The organism is Pedobacter sp. UC225_61 (genome assembly GCF_044452285.1).
Classification (GTDB): domain Bacteria; phylum Bacteroidota; class Bacteroidia; order Sphingobacteriales; family Sphingobacteriaceae; genus Pedobacter.
In genome coordinates this window covers 311,221-336,495 of sequence record NZ_JBIOAL010000001.1, presented here as the reverse complement: position 1 = coordinate 336,495, position 25,275 = coordinate 311,221, and the positions used below count along the sequence as shown (strand labels likewise).

22 protein-coding genes are annotated in these 25,275 nt (G+C 33.0%); 15 read left to right on the top strand and 7 right to left on the bottom strand.

Features of this window, described 5'->3' with window-relative positions:
- Positions 1 to 396: 396 nt before the first annotated feature.
- Together ACHMWN_RS01710 and ACHMWN_RS01705 are read left to right on the top strand one after the other, a co-directional pair.
- Positions 397 to 1,362: an acetyl-CoA carboxylase carboxyltransferase subunit alpha gene (locus tag ACHMWN_RS01710; RefSeq protein WP_397297242.1), complete on the top strand. Its 966-nt coding sequence runs from the start codon at positions 397 to 399 to the stop codon at positions 1,360 to 1,362.
- A gap of 164 nt (positions 1,363 to 1,526) precedes the next feature.
- Positions 1,527 to 1,706: a hypothetical protein gene (locus ACHMWN_RS01705; RefSeq protein ID WP_397297240.1), complete on the top strand. Its 180-nt coding sequence runs from the start codon at positions 1,527 to 1,529 to the stop codon at positions 1,704 to 1,706.
- 67 nt (positions 1,707 to 1,773) lie between these two features.
- Here the strand turns inward: ACHMWN_RS01705 and ACHMWN_RS01700 are convergent, their stop codons facing one another.
- Positions 1,774 to 4,878, bottom strand: a complete 3,105-nt coding sequence (locus tag ACHMWN_RS01700) for a protein O-mannosyl-transferase family (RefSeq protein WP_397297238.1) — start codon at positions 4,876 to 4,878, stop codon at positions 1,774 to 1,776.
- A 374-nt stretch (positions 4,879 to 5,252) separates the two neighbouring features.
- Between ACHMWN_RS01700 and ACHMWN_RS01695 the strand changes: the two genes are divergently transcribed.
- From ACHMWN_RS01695 to pth, 3 genes are all read left to right on the top strand, one after another.
- Positions 5,253 to 6,194: a ribose-phosphate pyrophosphokinase gene (locus ACHMWN_RS01695; protein WP_397297236.1), complete on the top strand. Its 942-nt coding sequence runs from the start codon at positions 5,253 to 5,255 to the stop codon at positions 6,192 to 6,194.
- Between the two features lie 30 nt (positions 6,195 to 6,224).
- Positions 6,225 to 6,806 carry a 50S ribosomal protein L25/general stress protein Ctc gene (locus ACHMWN_RS01690; protein ID WP_397297234.1) on the top strand — a complete coding sequence of 194 codons (582 nt, stop codon included), beginning with the start codon at positions 6,225 to 6,227 and terminating at the stop codon, positions 6,804 to 6,806.
- Positions 6,807 to 6,917: 111 nt separating this feature from the next.
- A complete protein-coding gene (gene pth, locus ACHMWN_RS01685) occupies positions 6,918 to 7,478 on the top strand; it encodes an aminoacyl-tRNA hydrolase (RefSeq protein ID WP_397297232.1) in 561 nt (186 codons plus the stop codon).
- 2 nt (positions 7,479 to 7,480) lie between these two features.
- Here pth and ACHMWN_RS01680 read toward each other — a convergent pair whose 3' ends face one another.
- From ACHMWN_RS01680 to ACHMWN_RS01660, 5 genes are all read right to left on the bottom strand, one after another.
- Complete coding sequence (locus ACHMWN_RS01680) at positions 7,481 to 9,076, bottom strand: response regulator (RefSeq protein WP_397297230.1); 1,596 nt, start codon at positions 9,074 to 9,076, stop codon at positions 7,481 to 7,483.
- A 12-nt stretch (positions 9,077 to 9,088) separates the two neighbouring features.
- Entirely contained in the window at positions 9,089 to 9,928 is an 840-nt protein-coding gene (locus ACHMWN_RS01675; RefSeq protein ID WP_397297228.1) for a CheR family methyltransferase, read from the bottom strand.
- A gap of 6 nt (positions 9,929 to 9,934) precedes the next feature.
- Complete coding sequence (locus ACHMWN_RS01670) at positions 9,935 to 13,408, bottom strand: response regulator (protein ID WP_397297226.1); 3,474 nt, start codon at positions 13,406 to 13,408, stop codon at positions 9,935 to 9,937.
- Between the two features lie 121 nt (positions 13,409 to 13,529).
- Positions 13,530 to 14,219, bottom strand: a complete 690-nt coding sequence (locus tag ACHMWN_RS01665; protein ID WP_397297224.1) for a LytR/AlgR family response regulator transcription factor — start codon at positions 14,217 to 14,219, stop codon at positions 13,530 to 13,532.
- A gap of 72 nt (positions 14,220 to 14,291) precedes the next feature.
- On the bottom strand, positions 14,292 to 15,797 hold the full coding sequence (locus ACHMWN_RS01660; protein WP_397297223.1) for a sensor histidine kinase: 1,506 nt from the start codon (positions 15,795 to 15,797) through the stop codon (positions 14,292 to 14,294).
- A gap of 170 nt (positions 15,798 to 15,967) precedes the next feature.
- On the opposite strand from ACHMWN_RS01660, the gene ACHMWN_RS01655 reads away from it, so the two are divergent.
- The 6 genes from ACHMWN_RS01655 (at position 15,968) to ACHMWN_RS01630 (ending at position 20,848) form a co-directional block, all read left to right on the top strand.
- Positions 15,968 to 16,315 carry a Spx/MgsR family RNA polymerase-binding regulatory protein gene (locus ACHMWN_RS01655; protein WP_397297222.1) on the top strand — a complete coding sequence of 116 codons (348 nt, stop codon included), beginning with the start codon at positions 15,968 to 15,970 and terminating at the stop codon, positions 16,313 to 16,315.
- Between the two features lie 83 nt (positions 16,316 to 16,398).
- A complete protein-coding gene (locus tag ACHMWN_RS01650; RefSeq protein ID WP_397297220.1) occupies positions 16,399 to 17,124 on the top strand; it encodes a hypothetical protein in 726 nt (241 codons plus the stop codon).
- A gap of 104 nt (positions 17,125 to 17,228) precedes the next feature.
- Positions 17,229 to 19,484: a M1 family metallopeptidase gene (locus tag ACHMWN_RS01645; protein WP_397297219.1), complete on the top strand. Its 2,256-nt coding sequence runs from the start codon at positions 17,229 to 17,231 to the stop codon at positions 19,482 to 19,484.
- A 90-nt stretch (positions 19,485 to 19,574) separates the two neighbouring features.
- Positions 19,575 to 19,796: a VF530 family DNA-binding protein gene (locus ACHMWN_RS01640; protein ID WP_397297217.1), complete on the top strand. Its 222-nt coding sequence runs from the start codon at positions 19,575 to 19,577 to the stop codon at positions 19,794 to 19,796.
- Positions 19,797 to 19,810: 14 nt separating this feature from the next.
- Positions 19,811 to 20,545: a ThuA domain-containing protein gene (locus ACHMWN_RS01635; protein ID WP_397297216.1), complete on the top strand. Its 735-nt coding sequence runs from the start codon at positions 19,811 to 19,813 to the stop codon at positions 20,543 to 20,545.
- Between the two features lie 102 nt (positions 20,546 to 20,647).
- The gene (locus ACHMWN_RS01630) at positions 20,648 to 20,848 is read left to right on the top strand and encodes a hypothetical protein (RefSeq protein ID WP_397297215.1); all 201 of its coding nucleotides are present in this window, start codon (positions 20,648 to 20,650) and stop codon (positions 20,846 to 20,848) included.
- A 56-nt stretch (positions 20,849 to 20,904) separates the two neighbouring features.
- On the opposite strand, the gene ACHMWN_RS01625 is transcribed toward ACHMWN_RS01630, so the two are convergent.
- Positions 20,905 to 21,243, bottom strand: a complete 339-nt coding sequence (locus ACHMWN_RS01625; RefSeq protein WP_397297213.1) for an MmcQ/YjbR family DNA-binding protein — start codon at positions 21,241 to 21,243, stop codon at positions 20,905 to 20,907.
- A gap of 55 nt (positions 21,244 to 21,298) precedes the next feature.
- Here ACHMWN_RS01625 and ACHMWN_RS01620 point away from each other — a divergent pair, with 55 nt between their 5' ends.
- The 4 genes from ACHMWN_RS01620 (at position 21,299) to fusA (ending at position 25,235) form a co-directional block, all read left to right on the top strand.
- Positions 21,299 to 21,481: a hypothetical protein gene (locus ACHMWN_RS01620; RefSeq protein ID WP_397297212.1), complete on the top strand. Its 183-nt coding sequence runs from the start codon at positions 21,299 to 21,301 to the stop codon at positions 21,479 to 21,481.
- A gap of 731 nt (positions 21,482 to 22,212) precedes the next feature.
- The gene (rpsL, locus tag ACHMWN_RS01615; RefSeq protein WP_109926363.1) at positions 22,213 to 22,626 is read left to right on the top strand and encodes a 30S ribosomal protein S12; all 414 of its coding nucleotides are present in this window, start codon (positions 22,213 to 22,215) and stop codon (positions 22,624 to 22,626) included.
- Between the two features lie 16 nt (positions 22,627 to 22,642).
- Positions 22,643 to 23,110 carry a 30S ribosomal protein S7 gene (rpsG, locus tag ACHMWN_RS01610; RefSeq protein ID WP_173271935.1) on the top strand — a complete coding sequence of 156 codons (468 nt, stop codon included), beginning with the start codon at positions 22,643 to 22,645 and terminating at the stop codon, positions 23,108 to 23,110.
- 10 nt (positions 23,111 to 23,120) lie between these two features.
- Positions 23,121 to 25,235, top strand: coding sequence for an elongation factor G (fusA, locus tag ACHMWN_RS01605; RefSeq protein ID WP_397297209.1), 2,115 nt, complete (start codon positions 23,121 to 23,123; stop codon positions 25,233 to 25,235).
- The last annotated feature ends 40 nt before the right edge of the window (positions 25,236 to 25,275 follow it).

Here is a 25,275-nt window from a genome sequence, read left to right as displayed (position 1 = left end):
GGCTTTCAATAGGACTTGTTTGCTCCTTTTTACACGTAATAAATAATAAAAGGATTAATGGAACAAAAATTTTAATTTTGTAATTTTGTAATTTTGTAATTTTGTAATTTTGTAATTTTGTAATTTTGTAATTTTCATAATTAAATGTTTGATTTTAAGTTTAAATAAAGCTACAATTTTTATTTGATAATGAAAAGACCTTACGCTTTCGGTGTACACTAACATAAATTCCTTATCATGTTTATAACAAACAAGTCATAATTCTTAATCTAACTTAATTCCTTAATGTTATTTCAGGAAGAAATAGGCAAATCTGTGGCTAAATAATGTAAAACCTTTTAGAGAAATTTTATTGCATTATGTTTCGGGATAATTACTTATTTTTGTATCCCGCTTATGGAACAGATAAAAACATCATTCGATTTCGAAAAACCTTTAGCTGATTTAATGCAGCAAATTGAAAAGGTAAAGCAAGTTGCCGATAAAACTAAAGTAGATATGTCTGCAACTTTAGCAGAGCTTGACGAAAAGGTAGCTACCACAAGTAAGAAATTATATACAAACTTAACTGGATGGCAAAAAGTTCAAATGTCTCGCCATGCAGAAAGACCGCAAACCTTAGATTATATTTCCTTGATATGCGATGATTTCATCGAAATGCATGGTGATAGAACTGTAAAAGATGACAAGGCGATTATTGGTGGTTTTGCAACTATCGATGGTCAAACCGTGATGATTATTGGTCACCAAAAAGGAAAAAACACCAAAGAACGACAGTACCGTAATTTTGGAATGGCAAATCCAGAAGGTTATAGAAAAGCCTTACGCTTAATGCGATTGGCCGAAAAATTTAATAAACCTGTAATTTCTTTTATAGATACAATGGGAGCTTATCCAGGTTTAGAAGCAGAAGAACGCGGACAAGGGGAAGCAATCGCACGTAATTTATTAGAAATGTCTGTTTTAAGAGTGCCAATCTTATGTTTTGTAGTAGGAGAGGGCGCATCAGGAGGTGCTTTGGGTATTGGAATAGGCGATAAAGTATATATGTTAGAGCACACTTGGTATTCAGTAATTTCACCAGAATCTTGTTCTTCTATTTTATGGAGAAGCTGGGATTTTAAAGAAAAAGCAGCAGAGTGCTTAAAACTAACATCAGATGATATGTACAAAAACCATTTAATTGATGGTATTGTAAAAGAACCATTGGGTGGTGCGCATCAAAACCCAGAATTAATGGCTCAAACTCTTAAAGTACAAATTGTAAAAGATTTAAAAGAATTGAAAAATGTAAATGCTGATAAGCTAATAGAAACTAGAATTGAAAAATTCTGTGCAATGGGTGTAGTAGTCGAAAACTAATTCTGTTCTATCTAATAAAGAAAAGCCATCATGTTTAACGTGATGGCTTTTTTAGTTTTAATCCTTATCATAGATAAGTATTTTTTCCCGAGTATGCAATCTCGCCTAGATTAAGGCAAGAATAGACAACTACATTACTCGAACTATCAACTGCTAAGTTCGAAATGACAATTGCTATACTAAAACTGACAACTGCTACGCTCGAACTATTAACTGCTATGCTCGAACTATTAACTGCTACACTAGAACTGTCAACTGCTAAGCTCGAACTGTCAACTGCTAAGTTCGAACTGGAAACTGCTACACTAGAACTATCAACTGCTTTAAAATTAATAGCGACATAAAAAAGCCATCAAATTAACTTTGATGGCTTTTATTTCGAATCAGCATCATGCTGACTTACTACATAATTTATTGTTGTGGTGCAGGACCAAAGAATTGACTAAATCTGTTATACAATTCGTCGTACTGCTTATTCAATTGATCTGCAAGTTTTTGTTGCTTGTATTGAGCAGCTACCTTAACCATTGGTTCTAAACCGTACATTAATCCAATTTGTAAATTCTGGCCGCCTACCAATTGGTTCTTACTTTTCGAAACATCTGCCAAATACGAAATCTCTTTTTGTATATAATCAGCCGATTTTTTAAGCAAATTGTTTGCCTTTTCAGTTTCACCTAAAATGTACAAGTTTTGAGCCATAGTTGGTACGCCCATCATAGTACGAAGGCTATAAATTTTGGTAGGCATTACCTCATCATATCTACGAACAACCTTTTTAGCATCTTCAAGTCTGCCAGCTTTAATCAAACCAGTAATCAAACTGTTAAACATATTATTAAAAATAGAAACATCATCAGAAGATTGTTCATCTAAATAAGATGCATTTTTAATATTTCCCCATTTAAATTTATTCATGATGTGTGAATACATTGGGTCTAAATTAATAGGCTGCTCTCCAGTGTTTGCAATACTATCTTGTTTCAAAGGCAATAAACGCAATGTCAAACCTTCACTATATAAATAATTATCTAAACCATTAAATTGTTCAGACGGAACAGTGCTACAGAAATAGACAGGTCTTTTCCAGTTGTTGTGCGCCAAAATATCCATCATGGCTAATGTGCCTTTAGTAACAATTCCTTTGTTAAATTTCCATTCCATTACAGGCGTAATATTACCCATTGCCGAAGCAGGTAAAGTGCCCGAGCTAATCACATCTTGTGGATTTACCGTTAATTTCCAATTTTTAGTCGGAATGAAGTTGGTTTTACTACCATCTACCAATGGAACTTTATCCTCTGGATTATCTGACAATAAAAGATCTACAAGTTGTTTCAATTCAACAGAACCTTGAATTTGGAATTCCTTATAATACATCACATCCCTTACACCGGAAACATATTGAGATGGTTTCATCGTAATAGGCAATGGTTCTGATTGATGTACTTTTCTTCTCATTCCGTTAATGTACCAATCTGTATCAAACAAACTTAAATTCACCAAACGTATATCCGGACGAACACCTTCCACTTCTTGTATGTACCATAATGGATATGTGTCATTATCTCCATAAGTAAACAAAATGGCATTTGGTGCGCAAGATTCCATATAACTTACTGCAATATCATGTGCCACCATTTTTGTAGAACGATTATGGTCATCCCAACCTTGGCTAGCCATTAAAACTGGAGCACAAAGTAAAGCAATTGCTGTAGCGCCAATTGCTGCATTTTTTGCACTTAATTTCTTAAACACCCATTCCTTTATTGCTAAAACTCCAAGCCCTATCCAAATTGCAAAGGCATAAAATGAACCTACATAAGCATAATCTCTTTCTCTTGGTTCCATAGGTTTTTGGTTGAGGTATAAAACAATAGCTAAACCAGTACAGAAAAATAATAAACCTATGATACCACCATCTTCTGGTTTACGTTTAAAATGCCAAATTGCACCTAATAAACCTAAAATCAGTGGTAAAAAGAAAAAGCGGTTGTAAGCAGTACTTTCTTTAATAGAAGGAGGTAAATTAGTTTGATCTCCTAGATTTAAAGCGTCAATAGGTTTAATTCCACTTAAAGATCTACCTTCATATAAACTCCCTTGACCTTGTATTTCATTTTGACGACCCACGAAATTCCACATGAAATAACGCATATACATTAACCCAACTTGGTAACGGGCAAAAAAGCCAACATTATCAAAAAACGTTGGGAAATGAGTTTGGTCAAAACCCATCATATCCTGATAATATTTTACATGTCTTTCATCATCACTATACATTCTTGGGAACAAAACTTCATGCTGTAAGCGTTTAATACTATCAGGGAAATTTTCGTTTTCGCCATAAATATGATCGGATTTTATACCTGCTACTTCATATTTAGTTTCGCCCTTTCTATAAATTTTCCCACCCGGGATATTAATAGGGTTACTACCATCATCATTATATTTAGGAATTGAATTGTAATTTGGTCCAACTAATAATGGTCTATCTCCATATTGTTCACGGTTTAAGTAACTTAAAAACGAGAATGCATTATCAGGATCGCTGTTATTTAGATTGGGTTTAGCCTGTGCTCTAATTACAATCATGGCAAAAGAACCATAACCAAAAATTACTAATGCAGTTGATAATAAAGCCAGATTTAAAATCTTCTTTTGGTGTTTAATAGAATAACGAATGCCCCAAACTAACCCTCCAATTAATAAAAGAGCAAAGAAAAGTACCCCAGTACCAAAACCTAAACCTAAAGTGTTAACAAAGAAAAGATCGAAATAAGCGCCAGCAGAAACTAAATATTGGATAATACCATATTGTATAATAGCTAATATTACAACACCGATTCCAAAAGTTTTAAGAACGCCAGCTGTAGTTGGTTTGGCTGTTTTTTTGAAATAATAAACAAAAGCAATAGCTGGTATAGTAAGTAAATTTAGTAAGTGAATACCAATGGAAAGCCCCATAATGTAGGCAATAAAAAGTAACCACTTATCTGCTCTTGGCTCATCTGAAATGGCTTCCCATTTTAAAATAGCCCAAAAAACTATTGCTGTAAATAATGATGAAAGTGCATAAACTTCTGATTCTACTGCAGAGAACCAAAAACTATCAGAAAAAGTATAAGCTAATGCGCCAACAGCTCCAGCACCCATTATGCTGATTAAATTGCCTGTGCTAATTTTCTCATTCGCTTTTATTAAGACTTTTTTTGCGAGTGCTGTAATTGTCCAAAACAAGAATAAAATAGTAGCTCCACTGGCAATTGCGGAACCTAAATTCATGAAATAAGCTACTTTAGTTACATCGCCCATGGCGAAAATAGAAAAGAACCGTTGAATCATTAAGAATAAAGGTGCGCCTGGTTGATGCACTACCTGCATTTTTAAGGCCGAAGCAATGAATTCTCCACAATCCCAAAAACTTACTGATGGTTCTAAAGTTAAAATGTAGGTTAAAGTGGCTATAAAGAAACAAATCCAGCCAACTATGTTGTTTATTTTTGAATAGTTCATTGTATAAAATGGATAAAAATAAATGCCTTAATACATAAAAATGCTGCCGAAAATAAAGAAATAGATTGATATAAATACAAATAGTTAAGGTCTTTTAACAAAAATTAACCCTTTTTTAACGTAACAAATAAGCTTTTAAAATTATTTGAAATTTTTTTGATTTGGGACTTGCAGCTATAAAAAATAAGCGTAAATTTGCATTCCATTTCAGAACAACGATATGGGAAATGATTGTCCGATAGTATAAGGGTAGTACAACGGTTTTTGGTACCGTTTGTCTTGGTTCGAATCCAGGTCGGACAACAAATTTTTTTCGGATTGTGAATAAAACCGCAATCCGATTTTTTTTAACCAGCATTGATACCCGCGAAATCATGCCATTGCAATTTAACCCAGTTAAAATTTTTGCCGGAAGCGGTACAAAAGATTTAGCAAAAAAAATTGCCGAAGCTTACGGCAAACCACTAGGAGATGTAACTTTAAGTCGGTTTAGCGATGGTGAGTTTCAACCTTCTTTTGATGAATCAATTAGGGGATGTGATGTTTTCTTAGTACAATCTACCTATCAGCCAAGCGATAATTTAATGGAACTATTGCTAATGGTTGATGCAGCTAAAAGAGCATCAGCACATTACATCACGGCAGTTGTACCTTATTATGGTTTAGCTAGACAAGATAGAAAAGATAAGCCACGTGTGGCGATCGGGGCAAAATTGGTTGCTAACTTATTAAAGTCCGCAGGTATTCATCGTATCATGACAATGGATTTGCATGCAGCTCAGATACAAGGTTTCTTTGATATTCCGGTTGATCACTTAGATGGATCGGTTATTTTTGTGCCTTATATCAAAAGCTTAGGCTTAAAAAATTTAACAATTGCTTCGCCAGATATGGGTGGATCTTACAGAGCTCGTACCTTTGCAAAGTTTTTTAACGCGGAGGTTGTAATTTGTGATAAACGTCGTTTACGTGCCAATGAAATCGAATCAATGTCGATTATTGGAGATGTAAAGGGATTAGATGTAGTGTTGATGGATGATATTTGTGATACCGCTGGAACCTTAGCTAAAGCAGCAGCTTTAATTATGGAAAACGGAGCAAATAGTGTAAGAGCAGTTTGTACGCATGCCGTTTTATCTGGCAAGGCATACGAAACAATAGAAAACTCAATGTTAGAAGAATTAATCGTAACTGATACTATTCCTCTAAAACAAGAGAGCGCTAAAATTAAAGTATTGAGTACTGCAAAACTATTTGCAAAAGCGATTGCAAATGTTAATGAGCATGGCTCGATAAGTGACCTATTTAGGGTTTAATTAAGAATTTTAACAATAAATAAATATAAAATGAAAACAATCGCAATTAGCGGTTCTCCAAGAGAGAACGTAGGGAAACGCGATGCTAAAGAGCTTCGCTATGAAGGTAAAGTTCCTGCAGTATTGTATGGTGGTAAAGAGCAAGTGCACTTTGCTGTATTAAGTACCGATTTAAACGAAGCTATTTACACTCCAGAAGCTAACTTTTTAGAAATCACTATTGGTGGTACTAAAACTAAAGCTATCATTAAAGAAGCTCAATTTCATCCATTAACAGATTTATTATTACACGTAGACTTTCTTCAATTATTTGATGATAAAGAAATTGTAATGGAAATCCCTGTTAAATTAACTGGAACTTCTCCAGGTGTTAAAATGGGTGGTAAATTAGTTCAAAAACTACGTAAATTACGTGTTAAATCATTGCCTAAAAACATGCCTCAAGTAGTTGAAGTAAGTATTGCTAAAATGGAAGTTGGAAATTTATTCCGCGTTCGTGATTTGCAAAAAGGTGATTATGTTGTTACTAACACTCCTGAAGATACAATTGTTTCTGTTGGTATGTCTAGAGCATTAAAACAAGCAGAAACTGAAGCAGCTAAAGGTAAATAATTTAGCTTGAAGTTTTCAAAAAAAGCGATGCAAGAGAAATCTTGGATCGCTTTTTTGTTTAGTTTGATTATTCAGAATAGAAAACTACAAACTTCTTTTTATATTTATAGAATGAAATACCTTATTGTTGGCTTAGGAAATATTGGTCCAGAATATGCTAACACTCGACATAATATTGGTTTTAATATTGCTGATGAATTAGTGAAAGATTTAAACGGGAGTTTTGAACTTTTGCGATTGGCTTATTATGCTGAAGTAAGTTTTAAAGGCAAAAAATTGCATGTGATAAAGCCTACCACATTTATGAATTTAAGTGGTAAAGCGGTTAACTATTGGATGAAAGACTTGAAAATTGCACCAGAGAATGTTTTGGTTTTGGTGGATGATTTGGCTTTGCCTTTAGGGAAATTGCGAATGAAATTACAAGGCAGCAGCGCTGGACATAATGGCTTAAAAAGTATTGAAGAAGTATGTGGCGGACAAAATTATGCCCGCTTGCGTTTTGGGATTAGTGATAATTTTAGAAAAGGTCAGCAAGCTGATTATGTATTGGGTTTGTTTGACAAAGATGAACAAAAAGAATTGCCAACTCTAATAAATAGGGGCGTAACCATGATTAAAAGTTTTGTAACCATCGGCCCTGCCCAAACCATGACCTTATTTAATAAATAGTTTTATTTTAAGTAAAGTTTAATCTTTTGATATAAAACAGCTGGTTTGAAAGGTTTACTTAAAATATCATTAGCTCCAGCTTTTACAGAAGTCTCTTTATCTGTTTCAAGTACACCAGCTGTAAAAGTAATAATTGGTATATTTTCTTTACCAGGAATGTAGCCAGCTCTAATTTTTTCTGTTGCTTCTAAGCCATTCATTCCTGGCATATAAGTATCCATTAAAATTACATCATAGTCATTTGTCTTAAGTATTTCTAGAACATCTAATCCATTAACTACAACGTCAGATGTTACTTCCCATCCATCTAAAACCTTTAATAATACGAATTTATTAATCACATTATCTTCCGCAACCAAAACTTTTAATCCTTTTAAGGATGATAAAGCTCTCGTTTCATTTGTTTTTTCAGCATCTTGTTTTGCTTTATCATCAGCTATAAATTCATACCATTTTGTAAAACTAAACGTACTTCCTTCACCTTCTTTGCTGATTAATTCAAGTGTTCCACCTTTTAATTCAACTAATTTCTTCACAATAGATAGACCTAATCCAGTTCCACCATGTTGGGCAATGGTGTGATCTTCGATTTGTTCGAATTTATCAAATATTTTGGCCTGATCTGCCGATGAAATACCTATTCCAGAATCTATAACGGAAAAACGAATTTGTACCGTATTGGTTTTTTTACCTAGAACTTCTGCTTTAAGTTTAATTTCTCCCTTTTGGGTGAATTTGACAGCATTGCTTAATAAATTCATGAAAATTTGATTCAAACGAAGTGAATCTGCGATAATGATTTCTGGCAAATCATCATCTATTTCTAATTTTAAGTTTAGCTTTTTTTCCTTTGCTCTAATGTCTAATAGGTTTGTAGCTTGCGTTAAAATAAGCCTGATATTTGTTTCAGCATAATTAATTCTGAATTTACCCGCTTCAATTTTAGAAATGTCCAAAATATCATTAATTACTCCAAGCAATGATTCTGATGACACTTCTAAAAGGCTTAACATTTCTTTTTGATCATTATTTAATTCAGTTTTTTTTAAGAGGTTAATTAAACCAATAATTCCATTTATGGGCGTTCGAATTTCGTGGCTCATGTTTGCCATGAAATTTTCTTTAGCTTTTTTGCTTAGTTCTGCTTCGTTTTTAGCTTTAATTAGCTCTTTTTGAAACTTTTCTAGCTGTTGGTTTTTATCTTTTATTTCTCGTTGATTACGAATAAGCTGAATGAATGAATCTACTTTTGCAGAAGTAACGTAAGGATCAAGCGGCTTATATAAGTAGTCAATTGCTCCAGCATTTAAACCTTTAAGTGCGTATTTAACTTCTAGAGATATGGCAGTTACAAAAATTACCATGATATCTTGAGTCTTTGCATTACTTTTCAATATTTCTACCAATTCAAAACCATTCATGCCTGGCATTTGTACATCTACAAGCGCAAGTGCAATATCTTTTTCCCAGCAAATTCTTAGTGCTTCATTAGGCGAAGTTGTGGATATAATATTAATATCCTGTTGATCTAAAACTGCTTCTAATGCAATAATATTTTCAGGTTTATCATCTACAATTAAAAGATTGACTTTATTCATTTTAAATTGATTTTAATTAATTTTTTGGTAGATATTATTCTTTTTGTCAATTATTTTAAATTTTTTCAGCAGCTCATTATCTCTAATGCTTTCTTTTGTGCCAAGGCATAAAAAACCAAAATTTGCTAAACTATTATAGAATAACCGGATTACGTTCGATTGTAGTTCTGTGTTAAAGTATATTAGCACATTTCGACAGCAAATTAGTTGAAATTCATTAAATGGACCATCACAAACTAAGTTGTGCATAGAAAAAAAGATATTCTTTTTAAGCTTTCTACTCATTGAAGCAGCATCATATTTAGCTGTATAATAATTTGCTAAAGAGATCCCTGAACCAATTTGAATATAGTTTTCTGAATAACTTTTCATTTTTTTGAGGTCATAAATTCCTTCCTTTGCTTTCATCAAAACATCCTGATTAATATCCGTTCCGTATAAAAAACTACGTTCGTATAGCTTTTCTTCAAAAAGTAAAATGGATAAGGAATAGATTTCTTCTCCAGTAGAACACCCAGCACTCCAAATTTTAATATGCTGATAAGATTTTAAATAGGGGAAGACTTTTTCTTTTATCGATTTGAAAAATGGAGGATCTCTAAACATTTCAGTAACATTTACTGTAACCTCTGTTAAGAAAAAATCGAAATAACTAGTGTCATTTATAAGTTGATTGCTCAAATTGAAATAATCTAATTTTTGCAAGTCCATTATACGATTGACGCGTCTTTTAAGAGAAGCCATCGTATAATTGCTAAAATCAAAGCCATATACTTTTTTAATCAGAAAAATTAGCGCCTGTAATTCTTCATCAGAAATACCTTCTGCACTTTTCTTAGGTATATTTTTCATTTACTTTTAACTTAACCAAACACGAAGCATTGATAACAGTTTATCTACATCGACAGGCTTAGATACGTAATCATTTGCTCCTGCTTCAATACATTTTTCACGATCGTATTTCATTGCTTTTGCAGTTAATGCGATAATAGGGAGGTTCGCGAGTTTTTTTTGCTCTCTAATTTTACGCATAGCCTCATATCCATCCATTTCTGGCATCATGATATCCATTAATACTAAATTAATTTCTGGATGCTCTTCCAATTTTTGAAGCGCTTCTATACCATTATTTGCAATGATTATTTTTATATCATAAGCCTGTAACGCACTTGATAACGCAAATATATTGCGCATATCATCGTCAGTAATTAGGATTACTTTTTCTTTCAATGCTTTTTCTAATGTAGTTGCTGCTGGTCTTTTTGTCGCATTATTTTGCGAGCTATTTGATACAAGTGCAGGACTTTTTAGTTTGTTAATAAACAAACTTACCTCATCTAATAATCTATCGTTAGATTTATTTGTTTTTAACACCATGGCTTCCGTATACTGCATAATATGGGCCATTTCATTTCTATCCAATTCCATTGCTGTATTGATAATAACTGGAATGTGTTTTAGCTCTTCTTTCATCTTAATTTGATCTAAAAGATCGAAACCATTGATATCTGGAAGTTTTAAATCTAATATAATACAGTCGAAATGATGGTCTTTTAATAGCTCCAGAGCATCTTTACCAGTAAAAGCTTGTGCTACTTTTGCACCTTTTTTTTCTAATTGTTCTGTTAAATTGTTGTTTTGTAAAACTTGATCTTCAATTACCAATACATTTTTAAAATCGTACTGATGTTGAACACTTAATAAATCTAAAGCCTGATCTAGTTTTTCTTTTTCAATAGGTTTTTTAAGAAAGCCAATTGCACCTTCTTTTTTTGCTTTTGTTTCTTTCTCATCACCTGCAGACATCATATGCACAGGGATGTGTTGCGTTGCTGGATTTGACTTTAATTTTTTAAGGATAGTCCATCCATCCATAATTGGCAACATTACATCTAAAACAATAGCATCAGGTAATAATTCAGTCGCCATTTCTAACCCTTTATCACCACTGTGTGCTAAAATTGGATTAAATCCTTTCTCTAATGCGTAAGTTTTTAGGATATCTGCAAATTCAATATCATCTTCTATAATTAATAAATTATTTGTTTTACTGGTGGTTGAAGTCGGATTAGGATTGATTTCTGATATAATAGTGTGAACATTTTGAGCTTCTTCAGGCGAATCAACAGATTCTGTAACCTCTGTATCTAAATCTTGAACGATAAATAAAGTGAATGTACTACCAATGCCTTGTTCGCTTTCTACCTGAATTTCTCCGCCTAATAAGCTTGCTAATTCTTTACTAATGGATAAACCTAAACCCGTTCCTCCAAATTTTCTACTTGTAGAGCCATCTTCTTGCTGAAATGCTTCAAAAATTACCTTTTGTTTGTCTTTAGAGATTCCAATCCCAGTGTCGCTAACAGCAAAAGATAAATACTTTCCTTTGTTGTTTTTTGAATTAATATCGTTTTTAAGTTGATTTGAATTAGCTAATCCAACAGTTAAACTAATTTTACCTTTTTCTGGCGTAAACTTAAATGCATTTGATAATAGATTTTTAATAATCTGTTCTAATCTAGTTTGATCTGATGTGAAATTAGCTGGTAAATCTGTGCTTAAATTAATGTTAAAATCTATTTTCTTATGATTTGCCAATTCGGTAAACAACGACTCGAGATTGTTTTTGATTTCAATTGGTTTAATTTTCTCTATGTGCAAATCAATATTACCAGACTCTATTTTTGATAAATCTAAGATGTCGTTAATTAAATTTAAGAGGTCGTTACCAGCATTGTGAATTACACCAGCATATTTTATTTGCTCTTCTGATAAATTATTGGGTCTGTTTTCCTTTAAAATTCTAGCTAAAATTAAAATACTATTTAAAGGAGTTCTGAGCTCATGGCTCATGTTGGCTAAAAATTCAGATTTGTATTTACTACTTAATTCTAATTCTTCAGCTTTAACACTAATGGCTTCTTTAGCTTCATTAATTAAAATATTACGTTCTTCGAGCAGTTGTGCTTTTTCTTCTAACTCAGCATTTGTTTGTTGCAACTCTTCTTGTTGTACTCTAAGTTCTTCTTCAGATGCTTGTAGCGCATCTGTTTTATACATCAATTCTTCATTGGTCGTTCGTAATTCTTCTTGCTGACTAGCTAACTCTTCTGCCTGTTGTTGAGTTTGCTCAAACAATTCTCTTAATTGTAAATGTGCTAATGCGCTGTGTAATGCTATCCCAATATTTTCTGCAATATTGCTAATGAGTTGTAGTTTGTTTTCTTGAGGTTTTATTAAAAATCCAAGTTCTGCTACTGCAATTGTTTTATTCTCAAAAATAATAGGTACTAAAAATATGTATGCAGGATGAGTATTTCCTAGTGCAGAATTCACTTTAACGTAGTCTTTTGGAATATCACTAATGAACTTCGATTTTTTTTCTACAGCAGTTTGACCCACTAATCCCTCGCCAAATTTGATATGATTTTTTTGTTTGCTTTGATAAGCATAAGAACCTGTGAGGTATAGGATTTTTCTTTTATCATCTACTAAATATAAAGCTCCAATTACGGCATCAATGTAGTTTCCAATTTTTGAAATGATATTAGAAGAAAGCTCCTCAATCTCTTGCTCTCCTTGCATTGCCTCATTAATTTCGGCTGCTCCAGTTAAAAGCCAGTTGTGGTGTTCATTTAATGCAGAAACTTGAGCTAATTCTGTATTTGTACTTAAAATTTGTCGTTCAGTTTCTTTTTGCTGATCAAATGTTCTCCTGATATAGGAAAGAAGAAATAAGATTAAAACGAAAATGATGAAAGAACTTGATAAAACGATAGCAATAGTTTGTTTACTTTTTTCTTCATTATCCTTTTTCCGTTGCTGTAATAATGCTAATTCTACATTAGTGAAGGTTTCGGTAATTCGTAAAAAATTAATTTTAGCTATTTGACCCTGATTAGTTAAAATTTGATTTCGCCCAGCTTCAAAGCCAATAGTTTCGGCTTTTTCCATAATGCTTTTCATGTCATCAACCTTTTGTATAGCATAATATTCAATGCTATCGGCTTTTACAGATTGGTTAGGGTTGTCTTTAACTAGTGTTTTTAAAGCATCTACGTTCTTTAAAACTTCATTTATACTCTTATTATATGGATTTTTATAAGATACTCTTTGAGTGATGATATATCCTCTTAACCCCGTTTCTGCATTAATTAATTCTGTCTTTGTCTTTTCAGCAGTGCTTATAACCTTGTAAGTATGCTCAATCCAATTAGAACTTTCATTAAAGGATTTTATGCTTAAATAAGATACTAATGCAGCTATAAAAACAAATATCAGAGAAACCGCAAAGCCAGTTAATACTTGTTGTTTGAATGAGAGTTTAAACATTTTTTTAAACGGAATGAGGGATGGCCAAATTTTAAAGCACTAAGATAATACTTTAGCTAAATGTTGACTAAAGATATTCTGTTTTCGGAAAAAATAAAAGTTTAAACAGTTAGTTTTTTGATTAAAAAAGTTTAAGATTTGGCAGATAGGTTGTGCCAATTGGAAGCGATTCTTTACCTATCCAAACTTGCGAACGGTCATATTTGCTAATTTTATCTTTTGCAATAATAAATGCCCGATGTGTACGAATAAATTGTTTGCTTGGTAAAAGATCTGTCAACTCATTTATTGTAATTCTTGAGCTTAACAATTTATCATTTGCCAAATGGATTTGTGTGTAATTTCCGGATGCTTCAATATATAAAATATCTGATAAAAACACTTTTACCTGCTCATAGCCATCCTTTATAAAAATAAAATCAGCTTTGCTTTCTGGAATTTGATTGCGCAAATCGAAAAGTTCTTTTGCTTTGTTGCAGGCTTTTAAAAACCTAGATAATGAAAAAGGTTTTAACAAATAATCAACAGCATCAAGTTCAAAACTTTGTACAGCGTGTTCACTATAAGCTGTGGTAAAAATTACCATTGGAGGTTTGCTCAGCGCCTTTAAAAAATCAATGCCATTGATGTCGGGCATTTTAATATCCAAAAAAATCAAATCAACCTTATGTTGCTGTAAATACGTGATAGCCTCAAAAGCATTAGTGAATTGAGCACTCAAATCAACAAAAGGCACTTTGCTAGCATGCGCTGCAACTATATCTAAAGCTATAGGCTCATCATCTATTGCAATTGCAATCATTTTCTGCATTTATTTCATCGTTAAAATACAAATACTTTCAGATTTAACAATTTTTGAATTCATCTTTTAAAGATTATTTGTTTATAACTGAATAGTTAAATGAATGAAAAACTCTTTCGCACTTTCGCGAATAATTAATTCATGTCTTCCTACATATAATAGGGCCAAACGTTGTTTCACATTTGCTAAGCCAATGCCACTTTTCAGTTTTTCAGGATCGTTATCTGGTTTAATATGAATGCTATTATGTACATCAAAATAAAGTGTATTCTCTTTGGTTTGTAGGGTTACTTTAATATGCGAAGGGTGTTGTAAACTGATGCCATGTTTAAATGCATTTTCTACAAAAGGAATTAACAACATTGGTGCAATTTGTAAATTATTCAATTGTTCATCAATTTGAGTTTCAATTACAATATCTGCAGATCTTGATGTTCTTAATTTTTGAAGAGAGATGTAATTTTCTAGATAATCAACATCCCGCGTTAGCGAAATTTTATCTTGCACATTTTCATGCAGCATAAAGCGCATCATATCACCTAATTTTTGAATTCCTTCGCCAGTTCTTTCTGCATTTTCCTGTAAAGCTGTGCCATAAAGAGTATTTAATGCATTAAACAAAAAGTGCGGATTGATTTGAGATTGTAAGAAGCTTAAAGAAGCATCAGATTTTCCTAACTCCGTTCTTAAAGAAGTTAATTCGTTGTTACTTGCTAAACGCCTTTTATAAACATACCAAGCTAGTGGTGCACTAATAATTAATTGTGTAGGTAAATGAAATAAAAACACAACTAAAACACCTTCTGGTCTGGTGTAAAAAAAGAACATCGAAATAAAACTCATCGGCACTGCTAAAAGAATACTGATAAAAAATACTTGCCAGAAAAACGATTTAAATTTTTTGTTTTGAGCGTAAATATAAGGGAGCAAATAATAGATTGAATAAACGATGATACCAATGGTTGAGAAGATCACTAAAGTCCACACAATAATTATTTCAAATGGCGATCTTGTGGTTAGCCATAATAACATTCCAACAAACCAAAATGCTAATCCTACGCCCACGTCTAATCTCATTTGATTTTGGCTTTGGGTATTTTTATCCTTGTTTTCAACCATGTACATGATGAAAGCTTTTGCACAAGCATAGGCTGATATTAAAATAATTAGCCAGATTGAATAACTAAAACTGCTAAAGAAAATGCGATTGTAGGCCTGTTGCAATGTATCGTATTGAACTAATAAATAAGCATCTGTATAGGTTGTACATACACCATTAACCAAGCCAATAAATGCAATAAAAATTAAGATTAACGAGTAATTAAGAATTTCATTTTTTCGTTGAATAAGAGCTGGAATGATGCAGAAATTAAGCAATAAAAAAGTAAAATATATAATTGAAATTCGAAAAATTCCAGGTACAAAGTAATTTGAAAAATAGGAATAAGAAACTTTTGCTTCTTTAAAAGAATAGTAGTCAAAATCGTGATGTCTATTACTTGTATTAGATATAAGCACTATAATGGCAAATGCATATAAAATAGTTGCTATCCAAAATTCTGCCTTTTGTAAATCTTTTAATTTCATAATTGTGAGTTTGATAGCGCAATTTTAAGAACTCTAAATCTATTGAATATAAAAATGTGATAAACCAGTATAAAAATGTGATGAAATTGTAAGTTTTAGTAAGAATTGAACTAATTAGTAATGATTTTGTTCTCAGACTTATAACTTAGGCCTATTAATTTAAAACTCAAATGATAGTATACGGTATCCCGAATTGCAACACGGTTAAAAAAGCACAAGATTGGCTAAAAGCACATCAACAAGATTTTGAATTTCACGATTTTAAAAAGAAGGGTATAACTGCCGAGAAATTAACAGAATGGTTTAACACTTTTGGTTGGGAGAAAGTAATCAATAAAAACGGATTAACCTTTAAGAAATTGGCTAAAGAAGAGCAGGCAGAAATTAATTCGGCAGATAAAGCCATTGTTTATTTGATGCAAAATACTAGTGCTATTAAACGCCCAATTATAGAACAAAATGGGAAAGCCATTTTAATTGGATTTGTAGAAGATACATATAAAGAAAAACTAAAGTAGTCTGCTGCCTGTTCATAAATTGGTCATTCTGTTAAATTTTGTTAAATAGGCAAGCTTAAGTTAAAAGAGCTTTAAATTTGAATATGCTTAAAAAGTTAATTTTAATACTATTACTTATTGCTCCAATTAAAATATGGGCTCAGAATAATATCTTAACAGGAAATATTTTTGACAATGATAATAGAGCAACAAGTTTAGAAGGAGCATCTATAAAAAACCTAAGTACCAAAGCATTAGTGTTAACAGATAAAAATGGTAATTTTGCAATACCTGCAAAAATTGGCGATTTAATTTCTTTTGGCATGGTAGGTTATCAAACCGATACAGTGTATTTAACCAATCTTTTTCCTAAAAATATATATCTGCGAGTACAAGTAAATAATTTAAACGCAGTGGATATTAATTCTACTAAAATGTCTCCAATGTTAGGCAATTTAGGTAATCCAGATAATAAACCTCCTACACGTCAATTAGATTATTCCAAAGAAAAGGGAGGTTTACGCCTTAATTTAGGATATGGTAAATGGCGCAAAGAGAAATTGAAAATTCAGGAACTAACAGAGCAAGAGAATTACCAAGAAGAAATTACTAAAAATTTTAATGAACAAACCATTAAAAACGCATTGAAGTTTGAAGGAGCAGATATAAAGAATTTTATAGATTTATTTCGCCCAACTGTAGATCAGATTAAAGCAGAGAGACCTTTTAATTATTCATATTATATTGTAAAATCATATCATGCTTGGTTAAAATTGCCTTTAGATCAAAGAAAACTCCCACCACTAATTAAGCCTAAAACTTTTAACTAAGTTTTTGCCTAGTTCATTAGATAAAAATTATGGGCGTAACAATATTGAATATATATTTGAATTTATTCAATTAGAAATTACCTTTAGCACAAAAAACAATTAACATGCTTAAATTTATAACTAAACCCTTTTTATGTGCGGTGGTTATTAGTGCGTGTAGCCTTACCAGCTTTGCACAACAATCAACAACTCCACCCGCAACAAACTATGTCCCTGCAGATGCATTCGGACCATTATTCTATACACAAAATGGAAACGAATTTCGCTCGGCTAATGGTGCACCTAGCGCTAAATACTGGCAAAACAGAGTAGATTACAACATTACTGCTAGTCTTGATGAAGCCAAAAATATGGTTAGCGGAACTGTAACCCTTACTTACAAAAATAATAGCCCTGATAAATTACCGTATTTATGGTTGCAATTAGATCAAAATACATTTAAAGAAACTTCACGTGGTTATGCAATTACACCTTCACGTAGTCGTTATGGTGCACAAGGTGAGAAATTTGATGGTGGTTACAAAATCCAAAACATTAGTGTTTCGCAAAAAGCTGCTGCTGTAAAATTCACCTCAATTGTGGAGGATACACGTATGCAAATTCGTTTAGATCAGCCAATGGCTGCAAATGGCGATATCATCACAGTTAAAATGGATTATTCTTACATTCTTCCAAAAGAAGGTTCGGATAGAACAGGTCATTTAACTACAAAAAACGGAGAAATTTTTGCAATTGCCCAATGGTTTCCGCGTATGTGTGTGTATGATGATGTGTTAGGATGGAATACATTACCTTATTGGGGTGGTGGTGAGTTTTATTGCGAATATGGTGATATCACCTATGCAATTACTGCACCAGCAAGTCACATTGTAATGGGTTCTGGAGAATTATTAAATCCACAAGAAGTATTCACAGCAGAACAATTAAAAAGATGGAATGCAGCTAAATTAAGTGATGCAACCGTTCATATTCGTTCAGAAGCGGAGGTTTTAGATCCTAAATCTCGTCCTGCAAAAGATAAATTGACTTGGAAATTTAAAATTACAAATGCTCGAGATGCAGCTTGGGCTTCTTCAAAAGCATTTGTGTTAGATGCTGCTCGTATCAATTTCCCTAGCGGAAGAAAAGGCTTAGCGGTTTCTGCACATCCTGTAGAAAGCAATGGTGTAGATAGTTATGGTCGTGGTGTTGAATATGTTAAATCTACTATTGAGCATTATTCAAAAATGTGGTATGAGTACCCATATCCTATGGCAGTTAACGTAGCTACAAATATTGGTGGTATGGAATATCCTGGTATTGTTTTTTGTGGTTGGACTGCTAAAAAAGGTGGTGCTTGGGGCGTAATTGATCATGAATTTGGTCACTCTTGGTTCCCAATGATTGTTGGTTCAAATGAACGTAAATACGGTTGGATGGACGAAGGTTTTAATACATTCATTAATGGTATTTCTTCTCAAAACTTTAACAATGGCGAATACAAACAACGTCCAGCAGATATGAACCGTATTGGGAAAGCTAATATTGGTAATCCTCGTTATGAAAACATTATGCAAATGCCTGATGGAATGGCTGAAGCCAACATCGGTATTAACTTATACAGCAAACCAGGATGGGGTTTAGATATTTTAAGAAACCAAATTTTAGGTAAAGATCGTTTTGATTACGCATTTAGACAATACATCAAAAACTGGGCATTTAAACATCCAACTCCTTTTGATTTCTTCCGCTCAATGGAAAATGGTGCTGGTGAAGATTTAGCATGGTTCTGGAGAAGTTGGTTCTTAAACAGCTGGAAAAATGACCAAGGATTAGGAGATGTTAAACCAGTAATGAAAGATGGAAAATTGACTGGTTATACCATTCAAGTTAAAAACTTGGAAAAAATGCCAATGCCAATTATATTACAAATTAAATCGAAAAGTGGTAAAACCGAAATTGTTAAAGTTCCGGTAGATGTTTGGATGAAAAATACAACTTGGTTGGTACGTTACCCTACAACAGAAGAAATTACGGAAGTAACATTAGATCCAGAAAAAGTATTGCCAGATGGAAATCCAGATAATAACAAATGGACTTCTGAAGGAACTGCAGCTGTTTCAACTACTCCACCAGCTAATTTAGATGTATTTTTAGGTACTTACTCTTCTCCAGATATACCAGTTAAAATTGTAATTACTAAAGCTGATGGTAAATTAATGGCTCAAATAGGCACAAACCCTGCTTTCCCAATAACTTTTTCAAGTGGTACTAAATTTGTTCAAGAAGCAAATGATTTAGAATTTGATTTTAATACAGCTAAAAATGAACTTACATTAGGAGCACAAGGTCAAAGCTTTGTTTTAACTAAAGCTAAATAAAGAATATTAAATTTTCTAAAAGGCGCAAGGATTAGGTAACTAAACCTTGCGCCTTTTTTGCTTTCAGCTTAAACTATTATCTTTGTTTTAATGGCAATACAAGAACAAAAAAATAACCCACTACACGGTTTAACACTCGAGTTTATCGTAAAGCAGTTGTTTTTCCATTATGGATGGGAAGAGCTGGGAAATCTAGTTAAAATTGCTTGTTTCAAAAATGATCCATCCTTAAAATCGAGCCTTAAGTTTTTGCGTAAAACTGAGTGGGCTAGAAAGAAAGTAGAAAAACTATACTTAAATACCTTCCATTAATTAGCCGGGTTAACATGAAATTCCAATCAAAAATAATCTTGTTTTTATTATGCATTCTATTTTTTGGTTTTAAAATAGAAAAGAAAAAAGTAGCAAAAAAACCAGTTATTCTTATTTTTTCTTTAACTAAAGGATATCATCATGCTTCAATAGCAGATGGAATTATTGCTATTAAAAAACTAGGTTTAGAAAATAGAATTACAGTAGATACAACAACTGATGTCAGATTATTTACTCCAGAAAATCTGAAAAAATACAAAGCACTCGTGTTTTTAAGCCCTACAGGAAGTAGTGTTTTTAATAATGAACAAAAAGCTGCCTTTAAACAATACATAAATAACGGTGGTGGTTTTATTGGTATTCATGCAGCAACTGATTGTAATTTTGAATGGGAATGGTACGGGAAAATGGTAGGTGGTTTTTTTGATAGCCATCCAAAAGTACAAGATGCAAAATTGAATATTATTGAGCCTAAGAATAAAATAGTAAAGGGTTTGCCTCAACCTTGGCCGCATAAAGATGAATGGTATAATTTTAAATCTTTTAATACTTCTGTTAACGTATTAATTAAAGTAGATGAAACCTCATATCAAGGTGGTACTATGAAAAATGATCATCCCATTAGCTGGTATCATAATTTTGAGGGCGGAAAGGTGTTTTATACTGCACTTGGTCATACTAAGGAATGCTACACAGACCCTTTATTTTTGCAGCATTTATTAGCTGGTATCAAATGGGTATTGAAATAATTAGCAAATTTTGAGCTTAATTAAAAACTTCACAAAATCTTCATTTTAGATATAGAATTTAGCAGTGTTAAATAATTATAACAATCACTAAATCATAAAAAAATGAAAGCAATTAAAGTTCTAATGATCGCCTTAGTAGCAGCATTTACAGTAAACACAGTAAGCGCACAAACTGCGCCAGCTAAACAAACAGCAAAAACTGTTAAACCAGCTAAAGTTGAGAAAAAAGCAGACACTACATCTGCAAAAAAAACTGCTAAAAAAGCAAAAAAAGTAGCTAAAAAAGCAGCGACTAAAAAATAGTCAATAATTAAGTTTTGTTTATAAAACTCTCTAGTATAAATTTACTAGGGAGTTTTTTATTGTTTATATCTTTCAGCAAGTTGCTTTGGAGCTACTTTGCAATAAGCAGTTGTTAATGCATCAGTAAATAAATCAACTCTTACTTTGTCTAAATTAAATAATGTCGCACCATTTTGTCCCCACTTATTGGGAACTGGAAAAATAATACTTGAATCAAATGCTGAAAAAACTGATTGATCTATTGGAGATAACAGTAAGCAAGCTTGGTTCTTTTTACCATCATAGGTTGCAAATATTTTTTTACCTACACGAAAAGAAATTTTATCGAAATGAGGTTGTTCACTAGTCTCAGGAAAACTTAAAGCAATTTTCCGCATTGTTTCTAAAGCTACCATAATTTAAAATTAGGTATTAATTTAAAGAGTTAACTTTGTAATGAAAAATTAAGCCATGATTAGAATAAATGATGAAACACCTGACGAAGTACTTCAAACTATTAAAATTGGTGATTTAGTAACAGATGGCTTTAGTAAAACGAGTTTAGTTGAACGTATAGAAACAACCGATGACGGTTTGTATAAAATTTACGAATTTCATTTAATTACAGGAAGAGTTATTAAAACAAAAAGATGACAGTCTACTAAAAATATCCTTTCTCTTAAACTCTTATTTATTCTAGTTGATAAAATGAAAAATTCAGTTTGAATAAGACTTCTCTCTAATAGTTAAATTAACAATTCAAATTTAGATTAATTATCGAAAATGCTTCAACTTAAAAGTTAACCAAAAAGAGAACATGGTTTTTCCCTTAAAGGTTGCTTCGTGTTAAAGTAATAATAAGACCATAATAAATCCGCCTATACTCCGCGTTTTTGCGAATTAATGCGGACTAGATGCGGACTAGATGCGGACTTGCTATAACGAAGACTAAAGAAATCACAATGTAATTAGAGAATGTTAAAGTTGTTCGCAATTGTTAAACGAGTTTAATAAGAAAAACTTAATAAAAGAAGAAGTGGGTAAAGCAAGAGTTAAATGATAAACCTTAATTCAAAACTGGGCGAAAGCTTTTGTTGAAAATGTTTAGGACTTTTTTGTTTAGTTTCTACTATTCAATGGCAATGATTTTTTGGAAAAGCCACATTTCTAGCTTATTTACTACCTGCAGATTTAGAGTTTTACATAAGGAGCTTGATTTGTTGGTCTTCTTAAAGGATGCAAAACGATAAAAGAAAAAAATCTTTTGCAAGACCTTGATTATCACAAATTAAGTTCCTACTTTTGCAGTCCCTTAATGTGGCCTTATTGTAGGCTGGCCATTAAGGGAAGTTTTTAAATAAAATAGAAAAAACAAAAAGCAAGAAATGCCAACCATTCAACAATTAGTTAGAAAAGGTAGAGTAGCACTGGAGTTCAAGAGTAAGTCTCCGGCGTTGGACAGCTGTCCACAGCGAAGAGGTGTATGTACACGTGTATATACTACTACCCCTAAAAAACCAAACTCAGCAATGCGTAAAGTTGCCCGTGTACGTTTAACCAATGGAAAAGAGGTGAATGCCTATATTCCTGGAGAAGGTCACAACTTACAAGAGCACTCGATCGTGTTAATTCGTGGTGGTCGTGTTAAAGATTTACCAGGTGTACGTTATCACATCATTCGTGGTGCATTAGATACATCAGGTGTAGCTGGTCGTAACCAACGTCGTAGTAAATATGGTACTAAGCGTCCTAAGCCAGGACAAGCAGCTGCAGCACCAACTAAGGGAAAGAAAAAATAATTAGGAGGAAACAGAAATGAGAAAATCAAAACCAAAAAAGAGAATTATTCTTCCTGATCCTAAATTTAACGATGTTCAGGTTACAAGATTTGTAAACAATATGATGTTCGATGGTAAAAAATCTATCGCTTACTCTATTTTTTATGATGCAGTTGAAATCGCAGAGAAAAAAACTAGCGAGAACGGATTAGAAGTATTTAAACGTGCTTTAACTAACATTATGCCAGCAGTAGAGGTTAAATCTCGTCGTGTTGGTGGTGCAAACTTCCAGGTTCCTACAGAGGTAAGACCAGATCGTAAAATTGCTTTAGGCATGAAATGGTTAATCTCTTACGCTCGTAAACGTGGTGAAAAAACCATGAAAGAGAAATTAGCAGGTGAAATCGTTTCAGCAGCTAAAGGCGAAGGCGCAGCAGTTAAAAAGAAAGAAGATACGCATAAAATGGCTGAGGCTAACAAGGCGTTCTCACACTTTAGATTCTAATAAGATTATAATGTCAAGAGATTTAAAATTTACAAGAAATATCGGAATCGCTGCTCACATTGATGCGGGTAAAACTACAACAACTGAGCGTATTCTTTATTATGCTGGTGTTAGTCACAAAATTGGAGAGGTGCATGAAGGTGCTGCAACAATGGACTGGATGGCACAAGAGCAAGAGCGTGGTATCACCATTACTTCTGCTGCAACAACAGTTAATTGGAACTATAGAGGTAGCAAATATCATATTAACATTATCGATACACCAGGACACGTGGATTTTACCGTAGAGGTAAACCGTTCATTACGTGTATTAGATGGCTTAGTATTTTTGTTTTCAGCTGTTGATGGTGTTGAGCCTCAATCTGAAACTAACTGGCGTTTAGCTAACAACTATAATGTAGCTCGTATCGGTTTCGTTAACAAAATGGACCGTTCTGGTGCTGACTTCTTAAAAGTTGTTAAGCAAGTTAAAGATATGTTAGGTTCTAATGCAGTTCCATTGCAATTACCTATCGGTGCTGAAGATTCATTTAAAGGTGTGGTTGATTTAATTAACAACCGTGGTATTGTTTGGAATGAACATGATAAAGGGATGACCTTTACTGAAGTGCCAATTCCTGATGATATGTTAGATGAAGTTGCTGAATGGAGAGAAAAATTACTAGAATCAGTTGCTGATTATGATGAAACTTTGATGGAGAAATTCTTCGAAGATCCTAATTCAATCACTGAGCGTGAAATTTTAGACGCTTTACGTGCAGCTGTTTTAGATGCTAAAATCGTTCCTATGGTTTGTGGTTCATCTTTCAAAAACAAAGGTGTACAAACTATGCTTGATTATGTGATGGAATTATTGCCTTCACCATTGGATAGCGAAGGTGTAACCGGTATTAACCCAAACACTGATCAAGAAGTATTATTAAAACCATCTGAAAAAGAGCCGTTTGCAGCTTTAGCATTTAAAATTGCAACAGATCCTTTTGTAGGTCGTTTATGCTTTATCCGTGTATATTCAGGTAACTTAGAAGCAGGTTCATACGTTTACAATACACGTTCTGAAAACAAAGAGCGTATTTCTCGTATCTTCCAAATGCATGCAAACAAGCAAAATCCAATTCCTAATGTAGGTGCTGGTGATATTGCTGCGGTTGTAGGTTTTAAAGATATCAAAACTGGAGATACACTTTGTGATGAGAAAAATCCAATCATTCTTGAATCAATGAACTTCCCTGAGCCAGTAATCGGTTTAGCAATTGAGCCTAAAACTCAGGCAGACGTTGATAAATTAGGTATGGCTTTAGGTAAATTAGCTGAAGAAGATCCAACATTTAGAGTTCAAACTGATGAGGAAACTGGTCAAACAGTTATCTCAGGTATGGGTGAGCTTCACTTAGATATTTTAATTGATCGTTTAAAACGCGAATTTAAAGTAGAAGTTAATCAAGGTGCTCCGCAAGTTGCTTACAAAGAAGCAATCTTTGGTTCAACTCAACACCGTGAAACTTATAAAAAACAATCTGGTGGTCGTGGTAAATTTGCGGATATCCAAGTTATCATTTCTCCAATTGATGCTGACTACGAAAAAGGTGGTTTACAGTTTGTAAACGAAATTACTGGTGGTGCAATTCCTCGTGAATTTATTCCTTCAGTAGAGAAAGGTTTTGCATCTGCAATGTCGAACGGTGTATTAGCTGGTTATCCACTACCTGATATGAAAGTTCGTTTAATTGATGGTTCATTCCACGCGGTCGATTCAGATGCATTGTCATTTGAGTTAGCAGCTAGAATGGCGTATCGAGAAGCATTGCCAAAATGTAAACCTACATTGATGGAGCCAATCATGAAAATCGAAATCTTAACCCCTGAAGAAAACATGGGTGATGTTATCGGTGACATGAACCGTCGTCGTGGTCAACTTTTAGGTATGGATACTCGTGCTGGTTCTCAAGTAATTAAAGCAACTGTTCCTTTGTCAGAAATGTTTGGTTATGTAACTCAATTACGTACCATTACTTCTGGACGTGCAACTTCAACAATGGAATTTGATCATTATGAAGCAGCACCGAAAAACGTACAAGATGAGGTAATTGCTAAATCAAAAGGTAAAGTTAAGTCAGAAGACTAAATAAAATAAAAACCGACTTCTTGTTATTAATAGCTCTAAC

Bases quoted from the DNA above. Each gene is read 5' to 3' on its own strand.
- ACHMWN_RS01635 (WP_397297216.1), top strand. From the start codon at position 19,811: ATGAAATTCCAATCAAAAATAATCTTGTTTTTATTATGCATTCTATTT.
- ACHMWN_RS01670 (WP_397297226.1), bottom strand. From the start codon at position 13,408: ATGTTTAAACTCTCATTCAAACAACAAGTATTAACTGGCTTTGCGGTT.
- pth (WP_397297232.1), top strand. From the start codon at position 6,918: ATGAAATACCTTATTGTTGGCTTAGGAAATATTGGTCCAGAATATGCT.
- ACHMWN_RS01645 (WP_397297219.1), top strand. From the start codon at position 17,229: ATGCTTAAATTTATAACTAAACCCTTTTTATGTGCGGTGGTTATTAGT.
- rpsG (WP_173271935.1), top strand. From the start codon at position 22,643: ATGAGAAAATCAAAACCAAAAAAGAGAATTATTCTTCCTGATCCTAAA.
- ACHMWN_RS01665 (WP_397297224.1), bottom strand. From the start codon at position 14,219: ATGCAGAAAATGATTGCAATTGCAATAGATGATGAGCCTATAGCTTTA.
- ACHMWN_RS01640 (WP_397297217.1), top strand. From the start codon at position 19,575: ATGGCAATACAAGAACAAAAAAATAACCCACTACACGGTTTAACACTC.
- ACHMWN_RS01660 (WP_397297223.1), bottom strand. From the start codon at position 15,797: ATGAAATTAAAAGATTTACAAAAGGCAGAATTTTGGATAGCAACTATT.
- ACHMWN_RS01690 (WP_397297234.1), top strand. From the start codon at position 6,225: ATGAAAACAATCGCAATTAGCGGTTCTCCAAGAGAGAACGTAGGGAAA.
- rpsL (WP_109926363.1), top strand. From the start codon at position 22,213: ATGCCAACCATTCAACAATTAGTTAGAAAAGGTAGAGTAGCACTGGAG.
- ACHMWN_RS01620 (WP_397297212.1), top strand. From the start codon at position 21,299: ATGATTAGAATAAATGATGAAACACCTGACGAAGTACTTCAAACTATT.
- ACHMWN_RS01705 (WP_397297240.1), top strand. From the start codon at position 1,527: ATGACAATTGCTATACTAAAACTGACAACTGCTACGCTCGAACTATTA.
- ACHMWN_RS01625 (WP_397297213.1), bottom strand. From the start codon at position 21,243: ATGGTAGCTTTAGAAACAATGCGGAAAATTGCTTTAAGTTTTCCTGAG.
- ACHMWN_RS01700 (WP_397297238.1), bottom strand. From the start codon at position 4,878: ATGAACTATTCAAAAATAAACAACATAGTTGGCTGGATTTGTTTCTTT.
- ACHMWN_RS01675 (WP_397297228.1), bottom strand. From the start codon at position 9,928: ATGAAAAATATACCTAAGAAAAGTGCAGAAGGTATTTCTGATGAAGAA.
- ACHMWN_RS01680 (WP_397297230.1), bottom strand. From the start codon at position 9,076: ATGAATAAAGTCAATCTTTTAATTGTAGATGATAAACCTGAAAATATT.
- ACHMWN_RS01650 (WP_397297220.1), top strand. From the start codon at position 16,399: ATGCTTAAAAAGTTAATTTTAATACTATTACTTATTGCTCCAATTAAA.
- ACHMWN_RS01695 (WP_397297236.1), top strand. From the start codon at position 5,253: ATGCCATTGCAATTTAACCCAGTTAAAATTTTTGCCGGAAGCGGTACA.
- ACHMWN_RS01630 (WP_397297215.1), top strand. From the start codon at position 20,648: ATGAAAGCAATTAAAGTTCTAATGATCGCCTTAGTAGCAGCATTTACA.
- fusA (WP_397297209.1), top strand. From the start codon at position 23,121: ATGTCAAGAGATTTAAAATTTACAAGAAATATCGGAATCGCTGCTCAC.
- ACHMWN_RS01710 (WP_397297242.1), top strand. From the start codon at position 397: ATGGAACAGATAAAAACATCATTCGATTTCGAAAAACCTTTAGCTGAT.
- ACHMWN_RS01655 (WP_397297222.1), top strand. From the start codon at position 15,968: ATGATAGTATACGGTATCCCGAATTGCAACACGGTTAAAAAAGCACAA.